This is a genomic window from Cellulosimicrobium sp. MI9406, assembly GCF_040595865.1.
Classification (GTDB): Bacteria; Actinomycetota; Actinomycetes; order Actinomycetales; family Cellulomonadaceae; genus Cellulosimicrobium; species Cellulosimicrobium funkei.
Genome location: NZ_JALIZI010000003.1, coordinates 252,414 through 277,228, shown reverse-complemented (window position 1 = coordinate 277,228; position 24,815 = coordinate 252,414). Strand labels below are relative to the sequence as shown.

At 75.4% G+C, this 24,815-nt stretch carries 23 protein-coding genes and 1 tRNA gene; 11 read left to right on the top strand and 13 right to left on the bottom strand.

Going from position 1 to position 24,815, the window contains the following annotated elements; translation table 11 throughout:
• The first annotated feature begins 122 nt into the window (after positions 1–122).
• Complete coding sequence (locus tag MT994_RS06855; protein ID WP_354805667.1) at positions 123–1,217, top strand: Gfo/Idh/MocA family oxidoreductase; 1,095 nt, start codon at positions 123–125, stop codon at positions 1,215–1,217.
• 21 nt (positions 1,218–1,238) lie between these two features.
• Here the strand turns inward: MT994_RS06855 and MT994_RS06850 are convergent, their stop codons facing one another.
• Entirely contained in the window at positions 1,239–1,448 is a 210-nt protein-coding gene (locus MT994_RS06850; RefSeq protein WP_021482922.1) for a hypothetical protein, read from the bottom strand.
• A 122-nt stretch (positions 1,449–1,570) separates the two neighbouring features.
• On the opposite strand from MT994_RS06850, the gene MT994_RS06845 reads away from it, so the two are divergent.
• Entirely contained in the window at positions 1,571–2,074 is a 504-nt protein-coding gene (locus tag MT994_RS06845) for a MarR family transcriptional regulator (RefSeq protein WP_194522038.1), read from the top strand.
• A gap of 79 nt (positions 2,075–2,153) precedes the next feature.
• Here MT994_RS06845 and MT994_RS06840 read toward each other — a convergent pair whose 3' ends face one another.
• Complete coding sequence (locus MT994_RS06840; RefSeq protein WP_354805665.1) at positions 2,154–2,882, bottom strand: HAD-IA family hydrolase; 729 nt, start codon at positions 2,880–2,882, stop codon at positions 2,154–2,156.
• A 100-nt stretch (positions 2,883–2,982) separates the two neighbouring features.
• Between MT994_RS06840 and tmk the strand changes: the two genes are divergently transcribed.
• Positions 2,983–3,747 carry a dTMP kinase gene (tmk, locus tag MT994_RS06835; RefSeq protein ID WP_083385458.1) on the top strand — a complete coding sequence of 255 codons (765 nt, stop codon included), beginning with the start codon at positions 2,983–2,985 and terminating at the stop codon, positions 3,745–3,747.
• A complete protein-coding gene (locus MT994_RS06830; RefSeq protein WP_354805663.1) occupies positions 3,744–4,880 on the top strand; it encodes a DNA polymerase III subunit delta' in 1,137 nt (378 codons plus the stop codon). Before tmk ends, MT994_RS06830 begins: the two co-directional genes overlap by 4 nt.
• Before the next feature lie 6 nt (positions 4,881–4,886).
• Here the strand turns inward: MT994_RS06830 and MT994_RS06825 are convergent, their stop codons facing one another.
• From MT994_RS06825 to MT994_RS06815, 3 genes are all read right to left on the bottom strand, one after another.
• Positions 4,887–5,876 (bottom strand): TIGR03557 family F420-dependent LLM class oxidoreductase, encoded by a 990-nt coding sequence (locus tag MT994_RS06825; RefSeq protein WP_021483001.1) that lies wholly within the window; start codon positions 5,874–5,876, stop codon positions 4,887–4,889.
• A gap of 70 nt (positions 5,877–5,946) precedes the next feature.
• A complete protein-coding gene (locus tag MT994_RS06820; RefSeq protein ID WP_051027601.1) occupies positions 5,947–6,327 on the bottom strand; it encodes an SHOCT domain-containing protein in 381 nt (126 codons plus the stop codon).
• 108 nt (positions 6,328–6,435) lie between these two features.
• Positions 6,436–7,749 carry a low temperature requirement protein A gene (locus tag MT994_RS06815; protein WP_354805661.1) on the bottom strand — a complete coding sequence of 438 codons (1,314 nt, stop codon included), beginning with the start codon at positions 7,747–7,749 and terminating at the stop codon, positions 6,436–6,438.
• 126 nt (positions 7,750–7,875) lie between these two features.
• Between MT994_RS06815 and MT994_RS06810 the strand changes: the two genes are divergently transcribed.
• The 4 genes from MT994_RS06810 (at position 7,876) to MT994_RS06795 (ending at position 10,747) form a co-directional block, all read left to right on the top strand.
• The gene (locus MT994_RS06810) at positions 7,876–8,484 is read left to right on the top strand and encodes a hypothetical protein (RefSeq protein ID WP_354805660.1); all 609 of its coding nucleotides are present in this window, start codon (positions 7,876–7,878) and stop codon (positions 8,482–8,484) included.
• Positions 8,485–8,572: 88 nt separating this feature from the next.
• Entirely contained in the window at positions 8,573–10,126 is a 1,554-nt protein-coding gene (locus MT994_RS06805; protein ID WP_354805658.1) for an alpha/beta hydrolase, read from the top strand.
• Positions 10,127–10,238: 112 nt separating this feature from the next.
• A tRNA-Thr gene (locus MT994_RS06800) sits at positions 10,239–10,311 on the top strand.
• A gap of 154 nt (positions 10,312–10,465) precedes the next feature.
• Positions 10,466–10,747, top strand: coding sequence for a hypothetical protein (locus MT994_RS06795; RefSeq protein ID WP_354805657.1), 282 nt, complete (start codon positions 10,466–10,468; stop codon positions 10,745–10,747).
• A gap of 97 nt (positions 10,748–10,844) precedes the next feature.
• Here the strand turns inward: MT994_RS06795 and MT994_RS06790 are convergent, their stop codons facing one another.
• The 4 genes from MT994_RS06790 to MT994_RS06775 all read right to left on the bottom strand — a co-directional run bounded on the left by MT994_RS06790 (position 10,845) and on the right by MT994_RS06775 (position 15,846).
• Positions 10,845–11,612, bottom strand: a complete 768-nt coding sequence (locus tag MT994_RS06790; protein ID WP_194522045.1) for a hypothetical protein — start codon at positions 11,610–11,612, stop codon at positions 10,845–10,847.
• 91 nt (positions 11,613–11,703) lie between these two features.
• On the bottom strand, positions 11,704–12,303 hold the full coding sequence (locus tag MT994_RS06785) for an alpha/beta family hydrolase (protein ID WP_354805656.1): 600 nt from the start codon (positions 12,301–12,303) through the stop codon (positions 11,704–11,706).
• Between the two features lie 135 nt (positions 12,304–12,438).
• Positions 12,439–14,529, bottom strand: a complete 2,091-nt coding sequence (locus MT994_RS06780) for a heavy metal translocating P-type ATPase (protein WP_354805848.1) — start codon at positions 14,527–14,529, stop codon at positions 12,439–12,441.
• A 282-nt stretch (positions 14,530–14,811) separates the two neighbouring features.
• Complete coding sequence (locus MT994_RS06775; protein ID WP_354805655.1) at positions 14,812–15,846, bottom strand: LacI family DNA-binding transcriptional regulator; 1,035 nt, start codon at positions 15,844–15,846, stop codon at positions 14,812–14,814.
• A 107-nt stretch (positions 15,847–15,953) separates the two neighbouring features.
• Here MT994_RS06775 and MT994_RS06770 point away from each other — a divergent pair, with 107 nt between their 5' ends.
• Positions 15,954–16,448, top strand: a complete 495-nt coding sequence (locus tag MT994_RS06770; protein ID WP_354805654.1) for a hypothetical protein — start codon at positions 15,954–15,956, stop codon at positions 16,446–16,448.
• Positions 16,449–16,515: 67 nt separating this feature from the next.
• On the opposite strand, the gene MT994_RS06765 is transcribed toward MT994_RS06770, so the two are convergent.
• Both MT994_RS06765 and MT994_RS06760 read right to left on the bottom strand, forming a co-directional pair.
• Positions 16,516–17,226: a hypothetical protein gene (locus MT994_RS06765; RefSeq protein ID WP_354805653.1), complete on the bottom strand. Its 711-nt coding sequence runs from the start codon at positions 17,224–17,226 to the stop codon at positions 16,516–16,518.
• Between the two features lie 46 nt (positions 17,227–17,272).
• Positions 17,273–17,605, bottom strand: a complete 333-nt coding sequence (locus MT994_RS06760; RefSeq protein WP_085386519.1) for a cupin — start codon at positions 17,603–17,605, stop codon at positions 17,273–17,275.
• A gap of 164 nt (positions 17,606–17,769) precedes the next feature.
• Here MT994_RS06760 and MT994_RS06755 point away from each other — a divergent pair, with 164 nt between their 5' ends.
• Positions 17,770–19,833 (top strand): AarF/UbiB family protein, encoded by a 2,064-nt coding sequence (locus tag MT994_RS06755; RefSeq protein ID WP_354805652.1) that lies wholly within the window; start codon positions 17,770–17,772, stop codon positions 19,831–19,833.
• 2 nt (positions 19,834–19,835) lie between these two features.
• On the opposite strand, the gene MT994_RS06750 is transcribed toward MT994_RS06755, so the two are convergent.
• Complete coding sequence (locus MT994_RS06750) at positions 19,836–20,789, bottom strand: universal stress protein (protein WP_194522051.1); 954 nt, start codon at positions 20,787–20,789, stop codon at positions 19,836–19,838.
• Positions 20,790–20,959: 170 nt separating this feature from the next.
• Positions 20,960–21,607 (bottom strand): hypothetical protein, encoded by a 648-nt coding sequence (locus tag MT994_RS06745; RefSeq protein WP_354805650.1) that lies wholly within the window; start codon positions 21,605–21,607, stop codon positions 20,960–20,962.
• 280 nt (positions 21,608–21,887) lie between these two features.
• Between MT994_RS06745 and MT994_RS06740 the strand changes: the two genes are divergently transcribed.
• Positions 21,888–24,455, top strand: coding sequence for an ATP-dependent Clp protease ATP-binding subunit (locus tag MT994_RS06740; protein WP_031315080.1), 2,568 nt, complete (start codon positions 21,888–21,890; stop codon positions 24,453–24,455).
• The last annotated feature ends 360 nt before the right edge of the window (positions 24,456–24,815 follow it).

The following is a 24,815-nucleotide window of genomic DNA, read 5'->3' as shown; positions in this document are numbered from 1 at the left end:
CCATCGTGACGTGCCGCGCGGCGGCGCGCACCACCCGTGCGGGGGAGGGGTGCTCGCGGGCCCGACGCGCGGCCTGTGGACGAGCGTCGGCGGGGCCCGCGCAGGGCGATAGCGTGGGCCGCATGAGCACCGTCGCCCCGCCGCCCGCCGCGCACCCCGACGAGACCCCGGCCGCCTCCGGCGTCCACCCGTTCCCCGACCTGTCCGCCGAGGTGACGGGCACGGTCCCCGATCCGCGCAGCGCGCCCCCGATCCGCTGGGGCATCCTCGGCGCGGGCGGCATCGCGTCCTCGTTCGCGGAGGCGGTGCGCCTGCACACGCAGGGTCGCGTCGCCTCGGTGGGCTCGCGCGACCGCGTGCGCGCCGAGCGCTTCGCGACCGCGCACGGCGTCCCCACGACGCACCACGGCTACGACGAGCTCGTCGAGGACCCGCAGGTGGACGTCGTGTACGTCGCGACGCCGCACTCGCACCACCACGAGCACGCCCTGCTCGCGATCCGCGCGGGCAAGCACGTCCTCGTGGAGAAGGCGTTCACGCGCAACGAGGCCGAGGCGGTCGAGGTGCTCGACGCCGCGCGCGAGGCGGGGGTGTTCGTCATGGAGGCCATGTGGACGCGGTTCCTGCCGCACGTCGCCGCGCTGCGCGGCGTGATCGCGCGCGGCGAGATCGGCGACGTCGTGAACCTCAGCGCCGACCACGGCCAGTGGTTCCCGTTCGACCCCGAGCACCGGCTCTACGCGCCGGAGCTGGCGGGCGGCGCGCTGCTCGACCTGGGCGTCTACCCGGTGTCGTTCGCGCACGACCTGCTGGGCGCGCCGTCGACCGTGACGGCCGTCGGTGCGCTCACGGAGACGGGCGTGGACGGGCAGGTGAGCATCGTGCTCGGCTACGGCGACACGCAGGCGACGCTCTCGACGACGCTGTGGTCGCGCACCGCGAACACGGCGGTGATCTCGGGCACGGCGGGCCGCATCGAGGTCGAGGGCACGTTCTACGCGCCGACGTCGTTCCGCGTCGTCCGGCACGACGGCGCGTCCTGGTACTACGACGGCTTCTCCGGCGAGGGCAAGCAGTACCAGGCCGCCGAGGTCGCGCGCCGCGTCGCCGCGGGCGAGACGCAGAGCCCGCGCATGTCGTGGGGCTCGACGCTCGAGGTCATGCGCACGCTCGACGAGGTGCGCCGCCAGGTCGGGGTCGTCTACCCCGGGGAGTGACGCCCGCGGGCGGGCGCCGCGTCAGTCGGTGTGCTCGACGACGTAGCTGCGGCCGTCGGGGCCGGTGACCCGCTCGAAGCGGGTGCGCAGCTCCTGGTCGCGCTCGCGCTCGGCGTCGGACACGCCGCGGCCGTCGGCCTCCTGCCGCCCCAGCTGGGCCGGGCCGAAGATCGGCAGGAAGCCCTCGGTGATGCGCATGCCGAGCGTGCGCTTGTCGTTCTTGCGCGCCACGGTGTCCTCCGCTGGTGTCGCGTCGCCGGCCCGGGGGCCGGTGGCTGGTGCTCGTCCGCTGATGGTTGGTGCACCAATGATTGGCGTACCAAGAATAGCGTGATCCTCGGTAGCATGGCGCCATGACGAGCGAGGAGAACGGCGGGGCGTCCGCACCGGGCGCGGCGACGCTGTTCGCGGACCCGCTCGCGCTCGAGGCGCAGGTGTGCTTCGCGCTCTCGGCGGGCGCGCGCGGCATGGTCGCCCTGTACCGGCCGCTGCTGGAGCCCCTGGGCATCACCCACCCGCAGTACCTCGTGCTGCTCGCGCTGTGGCAGGACGACGCGGCGGGCACGACGTCGACCGTCGGCGACCTCGCCGCGCGGCTGCACCTCGACGCGGGGACGCTCTCGCCGCTCCTCAAGCGGCTCGAGACCCTCGGCTACGTGCGCCGGTCCCGGTCGCCCGACGACGGCCGCCAGGTCCGCGTGACGCTCACGCCCGAGGGGCGCGCGCGGCGTCGTGACGCGGAGCGCATCCCGCCCGCGATCGTCGCCGCCACGGGCCTCACCCTCGACGAGCTGGCGGAGATCCACGCCGCCGCGTCGAAGGTCGTCGCGGCCGCCCAACGCGCCGGGGTCTACTGACCCACGGCAGCCCGCCGAGCATGCGGTTCTGGCCCGTCCGGTGACGAGGACGGGAGACGACCCCATGGTCGGCGCGTGGTCAGGCGTCCGTGACCCGGATGGCGTCCGGGCCTGCGGCGAAGCGCACCCACGCCAGGCCCGCCGCCAGCGCGTCGGGTGCAGGGGACGCGGACGCGAGCTCGTCGGCCGTGTGCGTGCCCGTCACGACGAGCACCGCGCACCCCGCGGCGCGGGCGGACGCGACCCCGGCGGGGGCGTCCTCGACGACGAGGCACCGCGCCGGGTCCACGCCCAGGCGCTCCGCGCCGAGGAGGAACGGGTCCGGGTCGGGCTTGCCGTGGGCGACGTCGTCCGCGGTGACGACCACCGACGGCGCGACGAGGCCCGACGCGGCCATGCGCGCCGCCGCGAGGGGGCGCGTGCACGACGTGACGATCGCCTGCCGCTCCGGGGGCAGGGCGGCGAGCGCGTCGCGCGTCCCCGGCAGGATCGTCACGCCCTCGTTGTCCTCGAGCTCCAGCTCGTGGATGCGGTCGTAGGCGGGCTCGACCTGGTCGGCCGGCAGGAGCGTCGCGATGAGCGTGCGCGCGGGGGTGCCGTGCTGGATCTGGAAGTCCTCGGCGTCGGGCAGCCCGTGCTCCGCAGCCCAGCGACGCCAGTTCCGGTCCACCGCCGGGACCGAGTCGATGAGGGTGCCGTCCATGTCGAACAGCACGGCGTCGAACGTCCGCCCGGCGAACGCGACGCCGGGGGTGGGCAGAGGAGCGGGCGCAGGGTCCGTCGCGGGGGCGGTCACGGGATCGGGCATGGCCCGAGGCTATCCCGCGCGTCCGGCGCCCGCGGTTGTCCCGCACGTCCGGCGGCCGGGGGACCGGCCCGTGTCCGACGTCGCGACTAGGGTGGTCGCCGTGAGCGCACCCGGGTACTTCATCTCCTTCGAGGGCGGCGACGGCGTCGGCAAGTCGACGCAGGCGCGCCTGCTCGGGCAGTGGCTCGGCGAGCTCACGGGGCGCGAGGTCGTGCTGACGCGCGAGCCGGGCGGCACGGAGCTCGGCAAGGAGCTGCGTGCCGCGGTGCTCCACGGGCAGGACATGGACCCCCGCACGGAGGCGCTCATCTACGCCGCGGACCGCGCGCACCACGTCGCGAGCCTCGTGCGCCCCGCGCTCGAGCGCGGTGCGATCGTCGTCACGGACCGCTACCTCGACTCGTCGGTCGCGTACCAGGCGGGCGGGCGCGAGCTCGGCGCCGACGAGGTCGAGCTCATCTCGCGCTGGGCCGTGCAGGACCTCCTCCCGGACGTGACGATCCTGCTCGACCTCGATCCCGCGGTCGCCGCCGGGCGCATCCGCCGCCAGCACGACCGCCTCGAGCGCGCGGGCGCGGAGTTCCACCGCCGCACGCGCGAGGCGTTCCTCACGCGCGCGGCGTCGGACCCGGACCGCTGGGTCGTGCTCGACGCCGCGGGCTCGGTCGACGACCTCCAGGCGCAGATCCGGGTCGACGTCGCCGCGCGGCTCGAGCTCACGCCCGTCGTCGAGGAGGCCGAGGACACGGTCGCCGCGCTGCCCGACGACGGCTTCGACGACACGGACAGCGCGATCGGCTACGCGCCGGGCACGGACCTCCTGCCGGGCGCCCCGGCGCGGCCTGCCGGGGACGCGCGCGCATGAGCGTCTGGGACGACGTCGTCGGGCAGGAGCAGGCCGTCGCGACGCTCCGTGCCGCGGCCACCGACCCGGCCGCGATGACCCACGCGTGGCTGCTCACCGGCCCGCCCGGGTCCGGACGCTCGAACGCCGCGCGCGCGTTCGCGGCCGCGCTCCAGTGCGAGGAGGGCGGCTGCGGGCGCTGCCAGGCGTGCCGCACGACGCTCGCCGGGACGCACCCGGACGTGACGCTCGTCGCGACCGAGCTCGTGACCATCAAGATCGACGACGTGCGCGACCTGGTGACGGTCGCGAGCCGCAGCCCGTCGCAGGGCCGGCGCCGGGTCATCGTCGTCGAGGACGCCGACCGCATGGCGGAGCGCACCACGAACGTCCTCCTCAAGGCGATCGAGGAGCCCGCCCCGCACACGGTGTGGATCCTCTGCGCCCCGAGCCCGCAGGACGTGCTCGTGACGATCCGCTCGCGGTGCCGCGGGGTCGTGCTGCGGGTGCCGCCGGTCGAGGCCGTCGCGGGCCTGCTCGTGCAGCGCGACGGCGTCGACGAGCACGTCGCCCTCGTCGCGGCGCGCGCGGCCCAGAGCCACATCGGCCTCGCCCGGCGCCTCGCGCGGGACGCGGGGGCGCGCGAGCGCCGCACGTCCGTGCTGTCGCTCGCCCGGCGGGTCCGCGGGGTGGGCGACGCCGTGCTCGCCGCGGGAGAGCTCGTGGACCTCGCGCAGGCCGAGGCGAAGGCGGCGACGGAGGAGCGCGACGCCGCGGAGAAGGCCGAGCTCCTGCGTGCGCTCGGCGTCGCGGACGGCGAGACGCTCCCGCCGCGGCTGCGCTCCCAGCTCCGCGACCTCGAGGCCGACCAGAAGCGGCGCGCGACGCGCCACCAGCGCGACGTGCTCGACCGCGCGATGGTCGACCTGCTCTCCCTGTACCGCGACGTGCTCGTGGTCCAGCTCGGGGCGCAGGTCGAGCTCGTCAACACCGAGCTCGCCGAGACGGTGCGCGCGCTCGCGCAGGACTCGACGCCCGAGCAGACGGTGCGGCGCATGGACGCGATCGGCGTCGCGCGCGAGCGGCTCGAGGGCAACGTCGCGCCGCTGCTCGCGGTGGAGGCGATGGTCGTCGCGCTGCGCCCCCAGGGCTGACTGCCGCTAGCTCGACGGCGCCGCCGCGCGGAGCTTCTCCAGGAGCGGCCCGGCCGCGGTCTCGAGGAACTCGCGCTGCCCGACCTCGCCCACCTGGACGAGCGCGAGGTCGGTGAACCCCGCCTCCCACCACGCGGACGCCGCCTCGACGACCGCGTCCAGGTCGGGACCGCACGGGATGGACGCGGCCACGTCCTCGGGCCGCACGAACGCCGTCGCCGCCTCGAACGCCTCGGTCGTCGGCAGGTCCGCGTTGACGCGCCAGCCGCCGCCGAACCACCGGAACTGCTCGTGCGCGCGCGCCACGGCGGTCTCCTCGTCCGGGTCCCAGCAGATCGGCATCTGCCCGACGACGCGCGACGGCGCGAGCTCGGCGCGCTCGCGGACCGAGGACCACCGCTGCACGACGCCGGCCTCGGGCTCGGTCGTGACGAGGTGGTCGGCCAGCGGGGCGAACCGCTCGATCGACTGCGGCCCGGAGACGGCGACGCCGATCTCGACGGTCTCGTCGGGCAGGTCCCAGAGCTTGGCGGAGTCGACGCGATAGTGGACGCCGTCGAACGTGAGGCGCTCGCCGTCGAGCAGCGAGCGGATGATCTCCACCGCCTCCTCGAGCATGTCGTGCCGCTCGCCGACGGCGGGCCAGCGCTCGCCCGCCACGTGCTCGTTGAGGTTCTCCCCGGCGCCGAGCCCGAGGGTGAAGCGGTCGTCGGACAGGAGCGCCACGGTCGCGGCCTTCTGCGCCACGACCGCGGGGTGGTAGCGCAGGAGGGGGCAGGTCACGTACGTCATGAGGCCGACGCGCTCGGTCGCCTGGGCGACCGCCCCGAGCACGGACCACGCGTACGGGGCGTGGCCCTGGGCGTCGAGCCAGGGGAAGTAGTGGTCGCTCATCACCTCGAAGTCGAAGCCGACGCGCTCCGCGTCGACCGCGTGCTCCACGAGCGCACGAGGGCCGGACTGCTCGGTCATGAGGGTGTAGCCGAAGCGGGTCATGTCTCGATCGTGGGACGGGCCGGGCGCACCCGCACGCGGGTACGCCCGGCCCGGGGGAGGGAGGGGACGGTCAGGCGAGCGCCTTCGCCTTGAGCTGCGCGAACTCCTCGGGGGTGATGGCGCCCGAGTCGAGGAGCGACTTGGCGTGGGAGATCTGCTCGGCCGGCGACGTCGTCGCGACCTGGCGGATGTAGGCGTCCGTGTCGTGCTTCGCCTGGACGACGGCCGCGGCCTGCCGCTCCGCCATGCCGCGCCCGCGCGCGATGAGGTAGACGAGCGACGTCAGCACGGGCAGGAAGATGAGGAAGATGATCCAGACCGCCTTCCACCACCCGGAGAGCTCTCGGTCACGGAACAGGTCCGCGATGATCTGGAAGAGCACGATGAGGTACGCGATGAAGAAGAAGCTCCACACGAGGAGCCAGAAGAAGTCCCAGAAGTCCACGGTCACGCCCTTTCTCGACGGGTCCCGCGACGCGACGGCCTGCTGCCCCGCGCCATCAGGGCGAACGTAGCGACGTCGCGACGATCGCGCCCGGCGAGACGCACGGGGCCCGGCTCACGGGGTCCCGGACGGCGCCTCGGGCGGTGGCCCCGTCGGCGCGCCCGGCACGTCCGACGGCGTACCCGACGGCCCGTCCGACGGTGGGGTCGGGACCCGCCGCGCGCGGACCACGTCGCCCACGATGACCGCCAGCAGGACGCCGTCCGTCACCCAGTTGAGCGCGAGCGGCGAGAGCCACGCGTGGACGGCGAAGAGCACGCCGACCGCGACCGCGCCCAGCACGTGCGGGAGCGACCAGCGCCCGCCCGTCGCGCGCCGGAACAGCGCGTTCCCCACGAGGTACGTCGCCGCCGCCCCGCACACGAGGCCGGCGGTCCAGGCGTCGGCGTGACCGCCGTCGTGCCCGAGCGGGTGCAGGAGCACGAGCTCGTCGGCGACGGCGGTGAGCACGATCCCGGCGACGATGACGAACGGGACGTACGTGTACGCCGTCTGGGCGACCATCCCGCGCTCGGCGCGCGACGTGAAGTACTCGGTGGCGCGCCGCTCGGACCGGTCGAAGAACAGCAGCCACATGAGCACGGTGCTCGCGAACGCGGAGCAGAACGCGGAGACGGTCGTGAGGTCGAGGGGGAGCTCGGCGAACGCGGCGCCCGTGACGATGATCGACTCGCCCAGGCAGATGATGACGAACAGGCTGACGCGCTCGGCCATGTGCTCCCCGCGGACCACCCACGTGCTCGCGCGCGACGCCCCGATCCCGGGGAGCCAGAACATCGCGCGCGGCCCGGCGACGTCGATCGCGGCCGCGACCGCCCACACCAGCAGGCGGTGCTCCTCGACGAGGCCGCCCGCCACCCACAGCGCGCCCGACACCGCGAGCCACGTCGTGATGCGGACGAAGTTCACCGCGTTCTCGGGCCAGACGCGGCCCATCGCGACCATCGTGAAGAGGCTGCGCCCCACCTGCATCGCGACGAGCATGACGGCGAACAGCAGGCCCTTGTCGCCGAACGCCTCCGGGATCGCGCTCGCGAGGACGAGGCCCAGCAGCATGAGCACCACGAGCAGCCCTCGCACCGGCAGGCGCTCGGGGTCGAGCCAGTTCGTCACCCACATCGTGTCGACCCACACCCACCAGACGGCGACGCCGAGCAGGAGCGTGTGCCCGAGCGCCTCGACGCCGGGGTGCGCGATGAGCCCGTGCGAGAGCTGGGTGACCGCGAACACGAACACCAGGTCGAAGAACAGCTCCACGTAGCCGACCCGGCTCGAGTCGCCGCCGTCGCCGTGCCGCAGGAGGTCGGTGCGCAGGCCCCAGCGCAGCGGGGGCCGCTCGGTGCCGCGGGTCGGGTGCGGTGCGTCCATGCGGGGATGCTCCCACCCCGGGTCACCGTCGGGTCACGATCCCGCGGCGCGTCGGGGGTTCGGCGCGCGCGAGGTCCCGGCGCGGACCACGATGGTCGCGCACCCGTCGCCGACCGAGGAGTCCCCATGGTTCCCGCCCGTCGTCCCGCCGCCCGCACCGCACGCGTCGGCGCTGCGCTCGCGCTCGCGGCCACGGTCGCCCTGCTCGGGGCGTGCGCGTCCGACACCGACGGGGGCGGTGACGGCACGAGCGCCACCGAGGAGACCACGGAGCCCGACGGCGGCCCCTCGACGGACCCCTCCACGGAGCCGACCGACGACGCCACCGACGAGCAGCAGGGCCTGCCCGACGCCGCGACGATGGACGTCGTCGCGGGCGCGCACGGCAAGGGCCTGCCGCCCGGCGCGGACGCGCCGACCGAGGGCGGCACCGGCGCCGCGTGGAGCGCCGAGCCGGGCCTGCTGCTCGTCGTGACGTTCGGGTCCAGCACGTGCCCGCTGCTCGCCGAGGACGACGCCGCGGTCGAGGGGAGCGACGTCGTCGTGTCGTTCGTCGACATCCCCGCCGACACCGCGTGCACCATGGACTACGTCCCCGCGACGTCCGTCGTCGCGGTGCCCGACGACGTGGACCCGAGCGCCGACGTGAGCGTCGTGCTCGGGGACCGCGGGACCGTCGTCGTGCCGCCGCCGGCCGAGGGCGCGGCCGGCGAGTTCGCCTGGACCGCCGGGTGACGACCCGCGCGGTGAAGAGCGCGTGAAAGGACGGGCCGCCGCCGGTGGGCCGTCTCCCGCGCGACGGGCGAGCGGCTACCGTGTCCGGGTGACGACGTCCCCCTCCTCCCGCCCCGCTCGCCGCGCCCTGGCCTGCGCCGCGACCCTCGTGCTGGCCCTCGTCGCGGGCGCGTGCTCGGCGCCGCCGAAGCAGCAGACACCGGTCGAGGACGTCCCGACCGCGTCGTCGACCGGCACGGGCGAGACGGGACCGGAGGGCTTCGAGGAGTTCTACGGGCAGACCCTCGCGTGGGAGGAGTGCGGGGCCGGCTGGGAGTGCACGACGGCCCGCGCCCCCCTCTCCTGGCAGGACCCGGCGGCGGGCGAGATCGAGCTCGCGGTCAAGCGCCAGCCCGCGACCGGTGAGCGCATCGGTTCGCTCCTCACCAACCCCGGCGGGCCCGGCGCGTCGGGCGTCGACTTCGTCGCCTCGCTCGCGCCGACGGTCGGCGAGAGCGTCACCGCGGCCTACGACCTCGTGGGCTTCGATCCCCGCGGCGTCGGGCAGTCGTCGCCCGTCGTGTGCCTCGACGACGCCGCGAAGGACGAGTCCCTGTCGCGCGACTTCGACACGGACGAGGCGGGGCTCGAGGCGCTCGCGGAGGACCGTCGCGCGTGGGCCGACGCGTGCGCCGAGAACACGGGCGAGCTGCTCGGGCAGGTGGACACGCAGAGCGCTGCCCGCGACATGGACATGCTGCGCGCCGTCCTCGGTGACGAGAAGCTCGCGTACCTCGGCTACTCGTACGGCACGCAGCTCGGAGCCACGTACGCCGGGCTGTTCCCGGACAAGGTCGGCCGCATGGTGCTCGACGGCGCGATCGACACCTCGCTCGACCCGGACGAGATCTCCGAGCAGCAGGCCGTCGGCTTCGAGAACGCCCTGCGCGCGTACGTCGAGGACTGCCAGGCCGGCGCCAAGTGCCCCCTGAAGGGCGACACGGACGCGGGGATGCGTCAGATCCGCTCGCTCCTCGACGCCGCGAAGGCGAACCCGCTCCCGACGGACTCGGGTCGCAGCGTCACGCAGACCCTCGGTTTCTACGGCGTCGCCGTCACGCTGTACAACGACCAGAGCTGGCCCGTGCTCACGCAGGCGCTCACCGAGGCGTTCGAGGAGGGCACCGGCAACGGCCTGCTCTACCTCGCCGACTTCTACAACGACCGGAACGCCGACGGCACGTACTCGTCGAACTCGTCCGAGGCGTTCCGGGCCGTGAACTGCCTCGACGGGCGCCAGGACGACGACCCGGCCGCGATGCAGGCCCAGCTCGAGCGGCTCGAGAAGGAGGCCCCGACGATGGGCTACTTCTTCGCGTTCGGCGGGCTCACGTGCGAGGGCTGGGCGTACCCCGTCGTCGACCAGGAGTTCGACCTCGCCGCGGAGGGCGCCGCGCCGATCCTCGTCATCGGCACGACCAACGACCCGGCCACCCCCTACGTGTGGGCCGAGGGCCTCGCCGACACGCTCGACTCCGCCGTCCTGGTCACCTGGGAGGGCGAGGGGCACACCGCGTACGGGCGCGCGAACGACTGCCTGAGCGACGCCGTGGACGCCTACCTCGTGGACGGGACCGTCCCCGAGGACGGGCTCCGCTGCTGACGCGGAGGACGCCCGACGGCGGCCCGCGGGCCCGCTTTGGAATCTGGCCCGGTCGTTGGGTACAGTAGGCGCTCGTTGCCACCGGTTCGCCGAGCGGACCGGGACGTAGCACGCCGCCTTAGCTCAGTCGGCAGAGCGATTCACTCGTAATGAATAGGTCAAGGGTTCGATTCCCTTAGGCGGCTCGGTGACGAAGGCCCGGAACCCACGGTTCCGGGCCTTCGCCGTGCTCAGGGGCGGCACGGAGGGCGCGGCACTCGAGCACCGACGCGTGGCGGCCGGACGGCGCACGGGCCGCACGATGCGCGTCGGCCGCACGACCCGACCCCGAGGAGCGAGATGTCCCGCAGCGTCGCAGTCACCCTGGTGGTCCTCGGCCTCGTGCTGGTGGTCGCCGGGGTCGTCACCGGTTACACCGTCGGCATCATCTCCGACAACCCGCTGGCGGAAGACGGCGTGCCGCGCGTGCACGTGACCCTTCTCCTGGGTTGTGCGGCCACGACGGCGGCCGTCGGAGGGACCGTCGCCGTGCTCGGGCTCCTCGGGCTCTTCGCCCGGCCGGTCCCGCACGCCGAGGTCCGTGCGCATCCGCGAGACCCGGACCGCAGGACAGCGGTCTGAGCGGCTGAGCAGCGCCGCGCGCTCCCGGGTGCTCGCGGGCCAGCAGGGAGCGCCGGCCCGCCCGGACGACGGCGGGGCACCGTCCGCCGCTGAGGCCTCAGCCCACGCGGCGCACGAGCAGGATCACGCCGCCGGCCGCAGCGGCGACGAGCCCGCCGACGCCTAGCGCGGCGAAGATCGGGAAGGTCTCGCCGGCGGGCGGGGGCGGCGCCGTGCGGTCGACGGACGCGAGCGGGACGCGCGCCGGCTCGGTGCCGGTGGTCGTGGGCGCGGCGGTCGGCGTCGGCTCGACGGGGGCGTCCGTCGTCGGTTCCTCCGTCGGCTCGGCGGTCGGCTCCTCCGTGACGTCCGGCTCCGGCGCGTCCGGCGTCTCGACGGGCGCCTCCACGACCGCCGCGGCCGGCGGCACCTCGGCCGTCGGGGCCGAGGTCGCGGGGGCGTCGGGGGTCGGCGCCGGGGGCGCCGTCGTGGGGGAGGGCTCGGCCTGCGCCGTCGTGCAGACGGGGTCGTCCCCGTTCCACCGCGCGTGCTGCGCGCGCAGGCCGGACACCTGGGCCCACGTGACGCAGTAGCCGTCGGGGAACGTGCGCGCCGGCACCGAGAAGGCCAGGAACCCGTCCGCGGAGTCGCGCGGGCCGTACGAGTCGGAGTAGTACCGCTCGCGGCTCCCGTCCGGCGCGCTCACGGCGTAGGAGACGGCGCCCCACTCGGACCAGAGGCGCTCCGGGTCGAACGAGACGCCGTCGACGCTCACCTCGAGCCCGCTCTCGCCGTCCCGGCCGACGGCGGTCGCGGGTGCGGCGGCGACGGCCACCACGAGCACCGCCAGGGGTGCGAGGGCGAGCAGGCGGCCAGCGGCACGCATCAGCACCTCCGGGTCGTTCGGGAGCGGTCCGCGGCACATCGTACGCAGTCGTGCGGGCCGGTCGGTACGTCGGAGCGGCGCCCTGGCTGCGTCAGGCCCCGAGCGTCGCGAGCCACTGGACGACGGCCTCGCACACGGCCGCGTCCTGCCCCTTGAGGTCGTGGGCGCCGGGCAGCTCGACGCGCGTGACGGGCCCGGGGATCGCGGTGGTGTGCTCGGCGAGCTCGTCCGGCGTCGCGAACGGGTCGGTGCGCCCGGAGACGAGGAGGACCGGCACGTGGAGGTCCGGGAAGTGCTCGGTCCGCAGCCGCTCGGGCTTGCCCGGCGGGTGCAGCGGGTAGCTGACGAGGGCCAGCCCGGCGGCGGGGAGCCCCTCGGCGACGGCCATCGAGCACATGCGGCCGCCGTAGGAGCGGCCGCCGAGCACGAGGCGGTCCGTCGTGGTGCCGAGCTCCGCGGCGAAGGCCTCCGCCTCGGCGCGGACGTGCGCGATCGCGACGGGCGGCCGGTCGGGCATCCGCTTGCCGGCGATCCGGTAGGGGAAGTCGACGCGGCGCACCGGCACGGGCGGGTCGAGGGCGGCCAGCGCCTCGTCGATCGCGACGAGCGCGCGGTGGTCGCGGCTCGCTCCGGCGCCGGGCGTGAGGAGGACGCCGGCGACGGGCCGGTCGTCGGGGTGCGGCGTGGTCACCGGCCCAGTCTCGCAGCGCGCACGGGGTTCCTCACGGTCGAGCACGACCTTCCGCGCGGCCGACCACGAGGTTGCTGTCGTCCTGCGCGGCAGGACGACAGCGACCTCGTGGTCGAGGGGGCGTCGCGGACACGGTCACCGCGACGCGAGCCGGGCCGGGTCGAGGTCGGTGCGGCGCAGCAGCTGCGCGTTGAGCGCGACGATGACCGTCGACGCGGACATGAGGATCGCGCCCACCGCCATCGGCATGACGAACCCGACGGGCGCGAGCACGCCCGCGGCGAGGGGCACGGCCGCGATGTTGTAGCCCGCGGCCCACCACAGGTTCTGCTGCATCTTGCGGTACGACGCGTGCGACAGCTCGATGATCGACAGCACCGCCCGCGGGTCGGAGCTCGCGAGGATCACCCCGGCGGACGCGATCGCGACGTCGGTGCCCGCGCCGATCGCGATGCCGACGTCCGCCTGGGCGAGCGCCGGGGCGTCGTTGACGCCGTCGCCGACCATCGCGACGACGCGCCCGCCGTGCTGCAGCTCGGCGACCTTCGCGTCCTTGTCCTCGGGGCGGACGCCCGCGAAGACCTGGTCGATGCCGAGCTCGCGCCCGACCGCGCGGGCGACGGGCTCGGCGTCGCCGGTGATCATGACGACCCGGATGCCGCGCCGGTGCAGCGCGTCGACGGCCTCGCGCGACTCGGGACGGATCGCGTCCGCCAGGGCGAACGCGCCCACGACCTCGCCGGACCGCGCGTCCGACGCGGTGCCGGTGCCGTCGTCGCTCGCGACGACCACGTGCAGGACGGTCGACCCGTCCTCGGCCCACGCCGCGGCGTCGGGCAGGGGGGCGAGCCCGCGCTCGCGCAGGAGTGCCGGCCCGCCGACCGCGACGCGGCGCGCGCCGTCGGGGGTCGGGACGGTCGCCTCGACGCCGACGGCCGTGAGCGACCGGAAGTCGGTGGCGCGGGGGACGTCGTCGCCCCGCTCCTCGGCCGCCCGCACGATCGCGCGGGCGAGCGGATGCTGGCTGTCCGCCTCGGCCGCCGCGGCGAGCGCGAGCAGCGCGGCCTCGGACGTGCCGCCCGCCGTCGCGAGGTGCACGACGACCGGCTCGCCCGCGGTGAGCGTCCCGGTCTTGTCGAACAGGACGGTGTCCACGGTGCGCATGCGCTCGAGCGCCAGGCGGTCCTTGACGAGGACGCCCGCCTTCGCTGCGCGCTCCGTCGACAGCGAGACGACGAGCGGGATCGCGAGGCCCAGCGCGTGGGGGCACGCGATGACGAGGACGGTGATCGCCCGGATCAGCGCCTGCTCGGGCGTGCCGAAGACGAGCCACAGGCCGATCGTCAGGGCAGCGGCGCCGAGCGCGTACCAGAACAGCCACCCGGCGGCGCGGTCCGCGAGGCGCTGGGTCTTCGTCGACGACGCCTGCGCGTCCGCGACGAGCCGCTCGATGCCCGCGAGCGCGGTGTCCTCGCCGACGGCCGTGATCCGCACGCGCAGCGCGTCGTCCGTCGCGACGGTCCCCGCGACGACGGCGTCCCCGACGGTGCGGCGCACGGGGCGCGACTCGCCGGTGATCATCGACTCGTCGACGTCCGCGGACCCGGACGCGACCTCGCCGTCCGCGGGCACGCGCCCTCCCGGCCGGACGACGACCAGGTCGCCCACGCGCAGGTCCGTCGGCGCGACGGTCGTCACGGTCCCGTCCTCGGCGACCCGCTCCGCCTCGTCCGGGAGCAGCGCGGCGAGCGAGTCGAGCGCGGACGCGGTCTGCGCGAGCGAGCGCATCTCGAGCCAGTGGCCGAGCAGCATGATGACGACGAGGAGCGCGAGCTCCCACCAGACGTCGAGCTCGTGCGCGAGCAGGCCCAGGCTCGCTCCCAGCGACGACACGAACGCGACCGTGATGGCGAGCGAGATGAGCGTCATCATCCCGGGCTTGCGGCTCCGCAGCTCGCTCACCGCACCGGTGAGGAACGGGCGCCCGCCCCAGGCGTAGATCACCGTGCCGAGGACGGGGGAGACCCAGGGCACCCACGCGGCGTCGGGCAGGTCGTAGCCCAGGAGCATCGCGAACATGGCGTTCAGCGCGACCGTGGGGACCGCGAGGACGAGCATGATCCAGAACAGGCGGCGGAACTGCCCGACGTGGTCGCCGTGCCCCCCGTGCCCACCGTGCCCGGCCATGTCGTGCCCGGCGTGGCCCGCCGTGCCGTGCCCGGCCATGTCGTGACCCTCGTTCCCGGCCGGGTCGTGCGTCGCGGGGTCGACGGCGGTGGTCGCCGCCGCGCCGGGGTGCCCGTGCGCCTCGGGGTGCGCGTGCGCCTCGTGGTGCCCGTGCTCGCCGTCCGCGCCGGTCCGGCGCCCGGGGCCGTGCTCCGTGCGGTGGTCCACCGTGTCTCCTCTCGGCCGCTGATACCCCTAGGGGGTATCTCCTCCTCCCGATCATGCCCCGGTGGTGCTGATCCGTCAACCGTTCGGGAGCGACGCGACGGGGAGGGTCCTGCGTCAGAGCGCGGGGGTGGACTCCCGCAGCACGACCGTGCACGCGACCGCCACGCGCCGGGGTGCGTCGTCGTCCGGGGCGAGCGCGAGGCGCAGCGCCTGCTCGCCGACCTCGGTCAGCGGGATGCGGACCGTCGTCAGGCCCGGCGTGACGTCGCGCAGCGTCACGATGTCGTCGAAGCCGGCCACCGCGACGTCCTCCGGGACGCGCAGCCCCGCCTCGCGCGCGGCTGCCATCGCGCCGACGGCCATGACGTCGTTCACCGCGAAGACGGCGCGCGGTGCGCCGTCGGGCCCGGCGGCACCCACCCGGGCGAGCAGGTCGCGCATCCCGCCGTGGCCGCCGTCGCGTGTGAACGCGCACTCGGCGACCGCGTCCGGCGGGACCGGGGACCCCAGCGCGGCGAGCGCGGTGGTGAACCCCTGCGCGCGGTCCACGGCGGTGCGGTGGCTCGCCGGCCCGGCCAGCACGCCGAACGCGCGGTAGCCCAGCCCGTGCAGGGCGCGCGCGAGGGCGGCCGCGCCGTCGGCGTTCGCGATCTCCACCGCGGGCAGGTCGCCGAGCGGCTGCCCGACGAGCGAGACGCCGCCCCCCGACGCGCGGTACCGCTCCAGCGCGTGCCGCAGCGCGCCGTCGGCGTCGTCGGCGAGCCGGCCGCCGCCCAGCACGACCGCCCGCGCCCGCTGGCGGTCCATGAGCTCGACGAACGCGCGCTCGCGCTCGGGGGAGTGCCGGGTGCTCGTCAGCGTGACGATGAGCCCGTCGTGGTCGGCGGCCTCCGCGACACCCGCCGCGAGCGAGGAGAAGTATGGGTCCGCGATGTCGTGCACGACGAGACCGACGCTCGTCGTGCGGCCGCGGGCCATGGCCTGCGCGCTCGGGTCGGGGGAGTACCCGAGCCGACGCGCGGACGCGAGGACCCGCTCCCGCAGGTCCGGGCGCACCGTGCGGTTCGCGCTCCCGTTGATCGCGCGGGACGCGGTCGCGAGGGAGACGCCGGCGTCGCGAGCGACCTCGCTCAGGGTGGGTCCGGGCACGGGAACAGGCTAGCGGGGGCGCCTCGTCGCCGGGTGGGCCGCCCCGGGAGCGGTTACGTTCGGAAGAGCCCGGTCGACCGGGCCCCACCACGCCGCAGGAGGACCTCATGACGTCCCAGCACGCAGCCGCGCCGCGCGGCACGACGGCGGTGCTCGCCCGGGCCCTCGCGCTCGGCGTCGCCGCGGGCTCGCGCAGCAGCCTCGGGGTCGCGGCGCCCGTGCTGGCCGGCCTCGTGCGGCCCGGCGGGTCGGGCCGGTCGGGCCACGGACCGGGGCCGCTCGCGCGCGGCGCGGCGATCCTCGGCGTCGTCGGCGAGGTCGTCGGCGACAAGCTGCCGCAGACGCCGAGCCGGCTCGCGCCGCCCGGCCCCGTCGTCCGCGTCGCGAGCGGCGCGGTCGGCGGGGTGCTCGTCGCCCGGCACCGGACCGGTCCGGTCGGGCTGGTCCTCGCCGCCGCCGCGGGAGCCGCGGGCGGGGCCGTCGGGACGTGGGGCGGTGCGGCGTGGCGACGCCTCGCCGTCGGCGAGCGGCCCGACTGGCCCGGCGCCGTCGCGGAGGACGTCACGGCGCTGGCCCTCGCCGCCTGGGCCGTCCGGGTCTGAGCGCCCGCCACGGCGACCCGGGGCGCGACGTCCCGGGAGTGAGTCTCCCGGGCGGAAGGGCCGTCGGTCAGCAGCCCGCCTGCTCGTAGCGGCACAGCAGCTCCCACGCGGCGCGGGCCTGCTCCGCGACCGTCTCGCGGGCCGCGCCCACGGTGCTCTCCCCGCCGTCGAGCGCGACGAGCGTGACCGCGGCACCGCGGCGCGTGGTCGCCAGGTAGGTCCCGAGCGCCGTGTCCAGGTCCCCGCTCCCGCCCGACCCGTAGTAGTCGGTGGCCAGGCCGCTGCCCTGGGCGCCGACGTCGAGCGGCTCGGCCGTGTACGTCGTGCCCTCCGCGCCGCCCTGCGCCGCGCACGCGGCGAGCAGGTCCGCGAGCCGTGCGGCCTCGGCGGTGGCGGCGTCGGCGTCGGCGAACACCGCGACCTGGTGGACCCCCACGGTGCCCTCGGCCGCACCGTCGCCCTCGGTCGCTGTGCGCATCGCCGTGGCGTCCGCGGGGCCGCCGTCGGCGCACGCCTCCGGAAGGTGCCAGTCCGCGACCCCCTCCGCCTCGTCGCGTGCTCCCTCGCCGCCCCACGCGCCCGCGGGGAGGAGGACGTCGGCGGGCGCGTCCGTCGGGAGCGCCGGGGCGGGATCGCCGGGTGCCGGGGTCGCGGCAGAGGTCGAGGGGGCCGGGGCCGACGGTTCCGGGGTGCCCGGGGCGTCGCCGGGGGTCGCGGTGCAGGCCGCGAGGACCAGGGCGCTCGCGGCGAGGACGGTCGTCGTTGTCGAGGCTCTCATCCGCACCACCCTGGCAGCCGTGCGGGCGGTTCGCAGGAGCAGGCGCTCAGCTGCCCGGGACGCTCGTCACGGTCGTCAGGAGGAACGCCGCGTCCTCGATCGCGCTCACCGCGTGCCGCTCGTGCGTGAGCACGCGCAGCTCGCCCTCGCCCAGCTCGACGTCGCCCTCGCCGAGCGCCGTGACCCGGACCCGCCCGCGCAGCACCTGGATCGACGCCGCGGGCGGGGAGTTGTGCTCCCCGAGCTCGACGCCCGCGCGCAGCGCGAGGATCGTCTGGCGCAGCGGGCCGTCGTGCAGCACGACCTCGGCGCTGCGACCGTTCGGCGCGGTGCGGGCGGTCGTGAGGTGGGCTTCCGTGAGGAGGTCGACGTTCGTCATCGGGGCTCCGGCCTGTCGGGGAGCTCCATCATGCCGCGCCGCGGACGTCGCTGCCGCCCGTGCCGCGGCCGTGCGGCGCTGGTCGCCGCGACCCGCTCGGACGGGCGGGGCGCGCCGGTGGCGCGTGCTGGTGGTCTGCCGTGCGGTCCGGAAGAGTGGCCGCCATGCAGGTGGTCTCCGGTCTCCTCGTCGGTCTGTTCGGCCTCGTCTTCACCGTCGGCATGCTGCTGCTCCTCGCCGCGACGGCGCGGCGCGTCATGGGGGCGCCGGTCGGCTGGATCCGCTCGGCGGTCGTGGCCCTCGCGATGCTGTCGGTCGCGTCCTGGGTGCTCACGGGCGGCCTGCTCGACGCCGGCTGGTCGCGCCCGGACGGGACGCTCACCGTCGCACCGGGCGTCGCGCTCGTCGCCGTCGTGCTCGCGTTCGCGTGGGCGTTCGTGCTCGGGCTGTGCGTGCTCCTCGTGCTCGAGCTCCTCGTCCCGACGGGCTCCGTCCCGGGGCCGTGGCGCGCGCTCCGGGGGCTGCGCCAGGGCCGCCGCGAGACGCGGCGCTACGCCCAGATCCTGGGGATCGGCGTCCGGCACGGCCTCGGCGGGGCGCTCACGCGCGGGGCGCGGCAGCCGGACGGTTCGCGCCTGTCGCGCACCGACCAGCGGCGCCAGGCCGCCGCGCTGCGCGACGCCCTCAGCGACGCCGGCGTGACCTTCGTGAAGTTCGGCCAGGTGCTGTCCACGCGCCGGGACCTGGTCCCCGCCGCGTTCGCCGACGCGCTCGCCACGCTCCAGAGCGAGGTCCCGCCCGCGCCCTGGTCGCAGGTGGAGGCGGCCGTCGCGGGCGCGCTCGGGCGCCCGGTCGACGAGGCGTTCGCCGGCTTCTCGCCGGAGCCCCTCGCCTCGGCGTCCGTGGGCCAGGTCCACGCGGCCCGCCTGCTCGACGGGCGCGACGTCGTCGTCAAGGTGCAGCGCCCGGGCGCCCGTGCCCAGGTCGAGACGGATCTCGCGATCCTCGGGCGGCTCGCGCGCCGCATCGAGCGCGACACCGCGTGGGGCCGCTCGCTCGGCGTCGTCGACCTCGCCGACGGCTTCGCCGCGTCGCTGCGCGAGGAGCTCGACTACACGGTCGAGCTGGAGAACACGCTCGCGCTGCGGGCTGCGCTCGCGCGGGGAGCGGCGGGGGACCGGCGCCCCGACGACGACGCCGACCCGGGCACGGGCCCGCGCGTCCGGGTCCCCGACGTCTACCCCGAGCTCTCCGGGACGACGCTGCTCGTCATGGAACGGCTCGACGGCGTTCCCCTCGGCCGCGCCGCGGACGTGCTCGCGGGCCTCGACGACGCCGTGCGCGCCGACCTCGCCTCGCGGCTCCTCACCGCGACGCTCGAGCAGGTGCTGGTCGCGGGCACCTTCCACGCCGACCTCCACCCCGGCAACGTGCTCGTCACCGCCGACGGCCGCCTCGGCCTGCTCGACATGGGCTCCGTCGGCCGGCTCGGCGAGCCCGACCGGCTCGCGCTCGCGGCGGTGCTGCTCGCGGTCGACGCCGACGACGCCGTCGCCGCGACCGACGCCCTCCTGGAGCTGCTCGACGCCCCGGTCGACCTCGACGTGCGCCGCCTGGAGCGCGCCGTCGGGCAGGTGATCGTGCGGTTCCGCGGCGCCGGCGCGAGCGGCGCGATGTTCACCGCGCTGTTCCGGCTCGTCACCGACGCGGGCCTCGCCGTCCCGTCGCAGGTCGCCGCCGCGTTCCGCACGTTCACGTCGCTGGAGGGCACGCTGCGCCTGCTCGACCCCGGGTTCGACCTCGTCGCCGGAGCCCGCGCGACCGCGCAGCCGCTCGTGCGGCGCGTCGTGACGCCGGAGGGCCTGCGCGAGCGGGCGACGAGCCTGTTCCTCGGCCTCGCGCCCGAGCTGGAACGGCTCCCGCGCCGGCTCGCGAAGATCACGAGCGACGTCGAGGCCGGGCGGCTCACCGTCAACGTCCGCTCGTTCGCGCACCCCGAGGACCGCGCGTTCCTCACCGGCCTCGTGCAGCAGGTCGTGTCCACCGTCATCGCTGCCGCGGCCGTCGTCGCGGCGGTCGTGCTGGTCTCCGCGGACTCCGGCCCCGAGCTCGTCGAGGGTCTGCGCCTGTTCGCCGTCCTCGGTGCGGCGCTCGGGTTCGTCGGGACCGTGCTCGCCGTGCGCGTCCTCGTGTTCGCGTTCCGGGGGTCGGCCGCGCGCCGCGGGTGACCTCAGGCGTCGTGCGCGCCCGAGGGGTGCGTCGCGTCCGCGGGCCGCACGACCGTGACCGGGCAGTGCGCGTACTCGACCGCGTGCCGGCTCACCGAGCCCAGGAGCAGCCGGTCGAACCCGCCGACGCCGCGGTTGCCGAGCACGAGCCGCTCCGCGCGCGACGACGCCTCGATGACCCCCTTCGCGGCGTGCACGTGCTGCACGCTGCGCACGAGGCGGTCGTCGGGCAGGTCGACCCCCGCCGCCTCGAGCGCGGCGTCGAGCTTCTGGGCGGCGAACTTCTCGTAGTCGTCGATGGGCGGCGTCCATCCCCACGAGTCGGGCAGGGGCGCGAGCGAGACGATCTGCCAGCAGAACAGGGCCTCGAGCGTCGCGCCCGTGCGCCGCGCGACGTCGGCGCCGTGCCGCAGCGCCTGGACCGACGTCGACGACCCGTCGACCCCGACGACGACGGGCCGCGCGTGGTCGTGGCGCACGTCGGGCGTCCCGCGCACCACGGTCACGGGGACGGTCGCGTGCTGCACGACGGCGGTCGGCACCGACCCGAGGACCATCCGACCGAGGCGACCCCGGCCGCAGCGGCCGAGGACGAGCAGGTCGGCGTCGTCGCCGTCGGCGGCGTCGGGCCGCACGTCGTCCTGGGCTGCCTGCGCGACGCGCGGCTGGGCGAGGGCGAGCAGGACGGCCGCGGGGCTGCCGCGCTCGGCGACGGCCGTCGCGGTGACCGCGTCCGGGCCGATCCCCGTGCGGGCGCGCGCGGCGTCGAGCCACTCCTGGACGAGCGCCCGCTTCTCCTCGGCCGCCGCGTCGGGGCCGTCGCCCGGCCCCTGCCGCGACTCGAACGCGAGCACCGCCGTCAGGGGCACCGCCCGGTCCGCCGCCTCGCGCAGCGCCCAGTCGAGCGCGCCGCCCGACTCCTCCGACCCGTCGACACCGACGATCACGCCGCGCATCTCGCCACCTCCGCCCGGTCGGCCGACCGCGTGCGCCGTCGGCGTGCTGTCCCCGACGCCGTCGGCGGCGCCGGTGCTGACTCGACCCTAGGCCGCGGGGCCGCGCCGCGCCCGGGACGGGCGTCCCGAGGTGGTGGACGAGAGTCCCGCGGCGCGGCGCGCGGAGCCGGTCAGAACCGCGGGTCGGGCTCGTCCTGGAGGATGTTGCGCAGGGGGCGGGTGACGACGTCGACCCGCGCGAGCAGGTCCGCCGGGCCCGAGACGACCAGCGCCCGGTCCTCGACCGGCACGTACGCCGCGGCGTGCTCCCGCACGGTGACGTACAGGCAGGGGCGGGTCTCGCCGTCGACCCGGAACGTGGTGCGCACGACGGGCGCGACGTCCACCTCCTCGACGATCGCGCGCATCGCGGCGCGGTACTCCTGGTAGGAGTCGAGGAAGTCGTCGTCGCCGGGGGTGTCGGAGTGCAGGGGCGCGGCGAGCGCCCCGCTGAGCGCGGTGCGGGCGATGTCCTCGGCCTGCTCGTCGTGCGCGGCCCGCACCCGCAGCGTCTCGACGTCGAGCGTCTCGCCCGTGAACGACACGTAGGAGCGCAGGAAGCGCTCCTCGGCCGGGTCGTGCGCGCCGTGGCCGGCACCCGTGAGCGTCTCCTCGTCGAGGTCGAGACCCCAGGTGAGCGGGTCGTCGACCTCCGCGACGGCGCCGTGGAACCGCGCGACCACCTGCTCCCACGACGCGGCCGAGCCCGCGGGGCGTGCCTCTCGCTCGTCCGCGTCCGGTGCGGGGGTGTCCTCCGGCGGCTGGTCCGGTTGGTGCATCGCTCTCGCCACCCTTCTGGACGTCGTGCGGGGCGCACTCCCGAGCCTGCCCGTGGCGCGGGCCGCGGTCAACGCCCCCGGCGCGTGTCGGGCCGGGTGATCTCCGCCGTCGTGCACCCGCGACCGCCCGGCAGGTCACGGCGCGACCCCTCTTTCACGCCCCTGGCGAACAACGGCATACGGAGGGGGTGCGGCTCGTTCGAACCGCATAGAGTCAATGCGGTCAGGCTTGTACCCGTCGTCCGGCGGGCAGGTGTACGCCGCTCACGAGGAGCAGCACATGTTCGAGAGATTCACAGACCGAGCCCGTCGGGTCGTCGTCCTCGCCCAGGAAGAGGCGCGGATGCTCAACCACAACTACATCGGCACCGAGCACATCCTCCTCGGCCTCATCCACGAGGGCGAGGGTGTCGCGGCCAAGGCGCTGGAGTCCCTCGGGATCTCCCTCGACGGCGTCCGCACCCAGGTGACCGAGATCATCGGCGAGGGCCAGCAGGCGCCGAGCGGGCACATCCCGTTCACGCCGCGCGCCAAGAAGGTGCTCGAGCTGTCGCTGCGCGAGGCGCTCCAGCTCGGCCACAACTACATCGGCACCGAGCACATCCTGCTCGGCCTCATCCGCGAGGGCGAGGGCGTCGCCGCCCAGGTCCTGACGAAGATGGGCGCCGACCTCAACAAGGTGCGCCAGCAGGTCATCCAGCTCCTGTCCGGCTACCAGGGCAAGGAGCCGGTCGCCGCCGGCGGTCCCACCGAGGGCCAGCCGTCCGGCTCGGCCGTGCTCGACCAGTTCGGGCGCAACCTCACCCAGGCCGCGCGCGAGGGCAAGCTCGACCCGGTCATCGGGCGCAGCCTCGAGATCGAGCGCGTCATGCAGGTGCTGAGCCGCCGCACCAAGAACAACCCCGTCCTCATCGGCGAGCCCGGCGTCGGCAAGACGGCCGTCGTCGAGGGCCTCGCCCAGGACATCGTCCGCGGGGACGTCCCCGAGACGCTCAAGGACAAGCAGCTCTACACGCTCGACCTCGGCGCGCTCGTGGCCGGCTCGCGCTACCGCGGCGACTTCGAGGAGCGCCTGAAGAAGGTGCTCAAGGAGATCCGCACGCGCGGCGACATCATCCTGTTCATCGACGAGATCCACACCCTCGTCGGGGCGGGTGCCGCCGAGGGCGCGATCGACGCCGCCAGCATCCTCAAGCCGATGCTCGCGCGCGGCGAGCTGCAGACCATCGGCGCGACGACGCTCGACGAGTACCGCAAGCACGTCGAGAAGGACCCGGCCCTGGAGCGTCGCTTCCAGCCCATCCAGGTCGCCGAGCCGTCGCTCCCGCACGCCATCGAGATCCTCAAGGGCCTGCGCGACCGCTACGAGGCGCACCACCGCGTGTCCATCACGGACTCCGCGCTGGTCTCCGCGGCCACGCTCGCGGACCGGTACATCAACGACCGGTTCCTCCCGGACAAGGCGATCGACCTCATCGACGAGGCGGGCGCGCGCCTGCGCATCCGCCGCATGACGGCCCCGCCGGAGCTCAAGGAGCTCGACGAGGAGATCGCCGAGGCGCGCCGCGAGAAGGAGTCTGCGATCGACGCGCAGGACTTCGAGAAGGCCGCCGGCCTGCGCGACAAGGAGAAGCAGCTCACCGCGAAGCGCGCCGACAAGGAGAAGGCGTGGAAGTCCGGTGACCTGGACACCGTCGCGGAGGTGGACGAGGAGCTGATCGCCGAGGTCCTGGCCATGGCCACGGGCATCCCGGTCTTCAAGCTCACCGAGGAGGAGTCCAGCCGCCTGCTCAACATGGAGGACGAGCTGCACAAGCGCGTCGTCGGCCAGGAGGCCGCGATCAAGGCGCTCTCGCAGGCCATCCGCCGGACGCGTGCAGGCCTCAAGGACCCGAAGCGCCCCGGTGGGTCGTTCATCTTCGCCGGCCCCACGGGCGTCGGGAAGACGGAGCTGGCCAAGGCGCTCGCCGAGTTCCTCTTCGGGGACGAGGACGCGCTCATCCAGCTCGACATGTCGGAGTTCTCCGAGAAGCACACCGTCTCGCGGCTGTTCGGCTCGCCCCCCGGCTACGTCGGGTACGACGAGGGTGGCCAGCTCACCGAGAAGGTGCGGCGCAAGCCGTTCTCGGTCGTCCTGTTCGACGAGGTGGAGAAGGCCCACGCGGACATCTTCAACTCCCTCCTGCAGATCCTCGAGGACGGTCGCCTGACCGACTCGCAGGGCCGCGTCGTGGACTTCAAGAACACCGTCATCATCATGACGACCAACCTCGGCACGCGGGACATCGCCAAGGGCGTCCAGACCGGCTTCAACGCCGGCGGCGACCTGGTCACGTCCTACGAGCGCATGAAGGCGAAGGTCAACGACGAGCTCAAGCAGCACTTCCGGCCGGAGTTCCTCAACCGCGTCGACGACGTGGTGGTCTTCCCGCAGCTCTCGCAGGCCGAGATCATCCAGATCGTCGACCTGATGATCGCCCGTCTCGACGCCCGCCTGCGGGACAAGGACATGGGCATCGAGCTCACGCAGCCCGCGAAGCAGCTCCTCGCCGAGAAGGGCTACGACCCGGTCCTGGGTGCTCGTCCGCTGCGCCGCGCGATCCAGCGCGACATCGAGGACGTGCTCTCCGAGAAGATCCTGTTCGGCGAGCTCAAGGCCGGCGAGATCGTCCTGGTCGACGCCGAGGGCGAGGGCCTGCTCGGAGAGTTCACCTTCCGGGGTGTCTCGAAGGGCGAGCACGACCGCGGCCCGGTGAGCGTGGGCGCGGCCGCCGCGCTCGACGCCCCCACCGGCGTCTCGGTCCGCGACCTGCCCCCGACGGGCGAGCTGCAGGCCGGCGCGGAGTGACGCACTCCTGAACGCCTGACACACGGGCCCCGATCCTCCTCCGGGAGGGTCGGGGCCCGTCGTCGTCCCGGCGCCCCTCGCCCGCCGAGCAGGTGGTCGTGGCGCGTCCCGGGCGACCGACGCACCACCATCGCCTGCTCGGCCGACACGGACCACCTGGTCGGCGGGCGAGGGGCCGTTGCACGGCGTTACGTCCGTCCTCGTCGTGGGACAGGGGTCGACCGCCCTTTGCGGGGCGTGCGCACGCTGGCACAGTCGCCCGCATGCCGACGACACCGGGGGGCCTCGTCGCCCTCCCCGCCACCGACGCCGGGCACGTGCCCGGACTCGCGTGTCGTCGCGCCCTGCGTGCGCGACTGC

Coding starts and splice junctions, on each gene's coding strand:
- MT994_RS06855 (WP_354805667.1), top strand. CDS start 123: ATGAGCACCGTCGCCCCGCCGCCCGCCGCGCACCCCGACGAGACCCCG.
- MT994_RS06845 (WP_194522038.1), top strand. CDS start 1,571: ATGACGAGCGAGGAGAACGGCGGGGCGTCCGCACCGGGCGCGGCGACG.
- MT994_RS06840 (WP_354805665.1), bottom strand. CDS start 2,882: ATGCCCGATCCCGTGACCGCCCCCGCGACGGACCCTGCGCCCGCTCCT.
- MT994_RS06830 (WP_354805663.1), top strand. CDS start 3,744: ATGAGCGTCTGGGACGACGTCGTCGGGCAGGAGCAGGCCGTCGCGACG.
- MT994_RS06825 (WP_021483001.1), bottom strand. CDS start 5,876: ATGACCCGCTTCGGCTACACCCTCATGACCGAGCAGTCCGGCCCTCGT.
- MT994_RS06815 (WP_354805661.1), bottom strand. CDS start 7,749: ATGGACGCACCGCACCCGACCCGCGGCACCGAGCGGCCCCCGCTGCGC.
- MT994_RS06810 (WP_354805660.1), top strand. CDS start 7,876: ATGGTTCCCGCCCGTCGTCCCGCCGCCCGCACCGCACGCGTCGGCGCT.
- MT994_RS06795 (WP_354805657.1), top strand. CDS start 10,466: ATGTCCCGCAGCGTCGCAGTCACCCTGGTGGTCCTCGGCCTCGTGCTG.
- MT994_RS06790 (WP_194522045.1), bottom strand. CDS start 11,612: ATGCGTGCCGCTGGCCGCCTGCTCGCCCTCGCACCCCTGGCGGTGCTC.
- MT994_RS06780 (WP_354805848.1), bottom strand. CDS start 14,529: ATGGCCGGGCACGGCACGGCGGGCCACGCCGGGCACGACATGGCCGGG.
- MT994_RS06770 (WP_354805654.1), top strand. CDS start 15,954: ATGACGTCCCAGCACGCAGCCGCGCCGCGCGGCACGACGGCGGTGCTC.
- MT994_RS06765 (WP_354805653.1), bottom strand. CDS start 17,226: ATGAGAGCCTCGACAACGACGACCGTCCTCGCCGCGAGCGCCCTGGTC.
- MT994_RS06760 (WP_085386519.1), bottom strand. CDS start 17,605: ATGACGAACGTCGACCTCCTCACGGAAGCCCACCTCACGACCGCCCGC.
- MT994_RS06755 (WP_354805652.1), top strand. CDS start 17,770: ATGCAGGTGGTCTCCGGTCTCCTCGTCGGTCTGTTCGGCCTCGTCTTC.
- MT994_RS06750 (WP_194522051.1), bottom strand. CDS start 20,789: ATGCGCGGCGTGATCGTCGGTGTCGACGGGTCGGAGGAGTCGGGCGGC.
- MT994_RS06745 (WP_354805650.1), bottom strand. CDS start 21,607: ATGCACCAACCGGACCAGCCGCCGGAGGACACCCCCGCACCGGACGCG.
- MT994_RS06740 (WP_031315080.1), top strand. CDS start 21,888: ATGTTCGAGAGATTCACAGACCGAGCCCGTCGGGTCGTCGTCCTCGCC.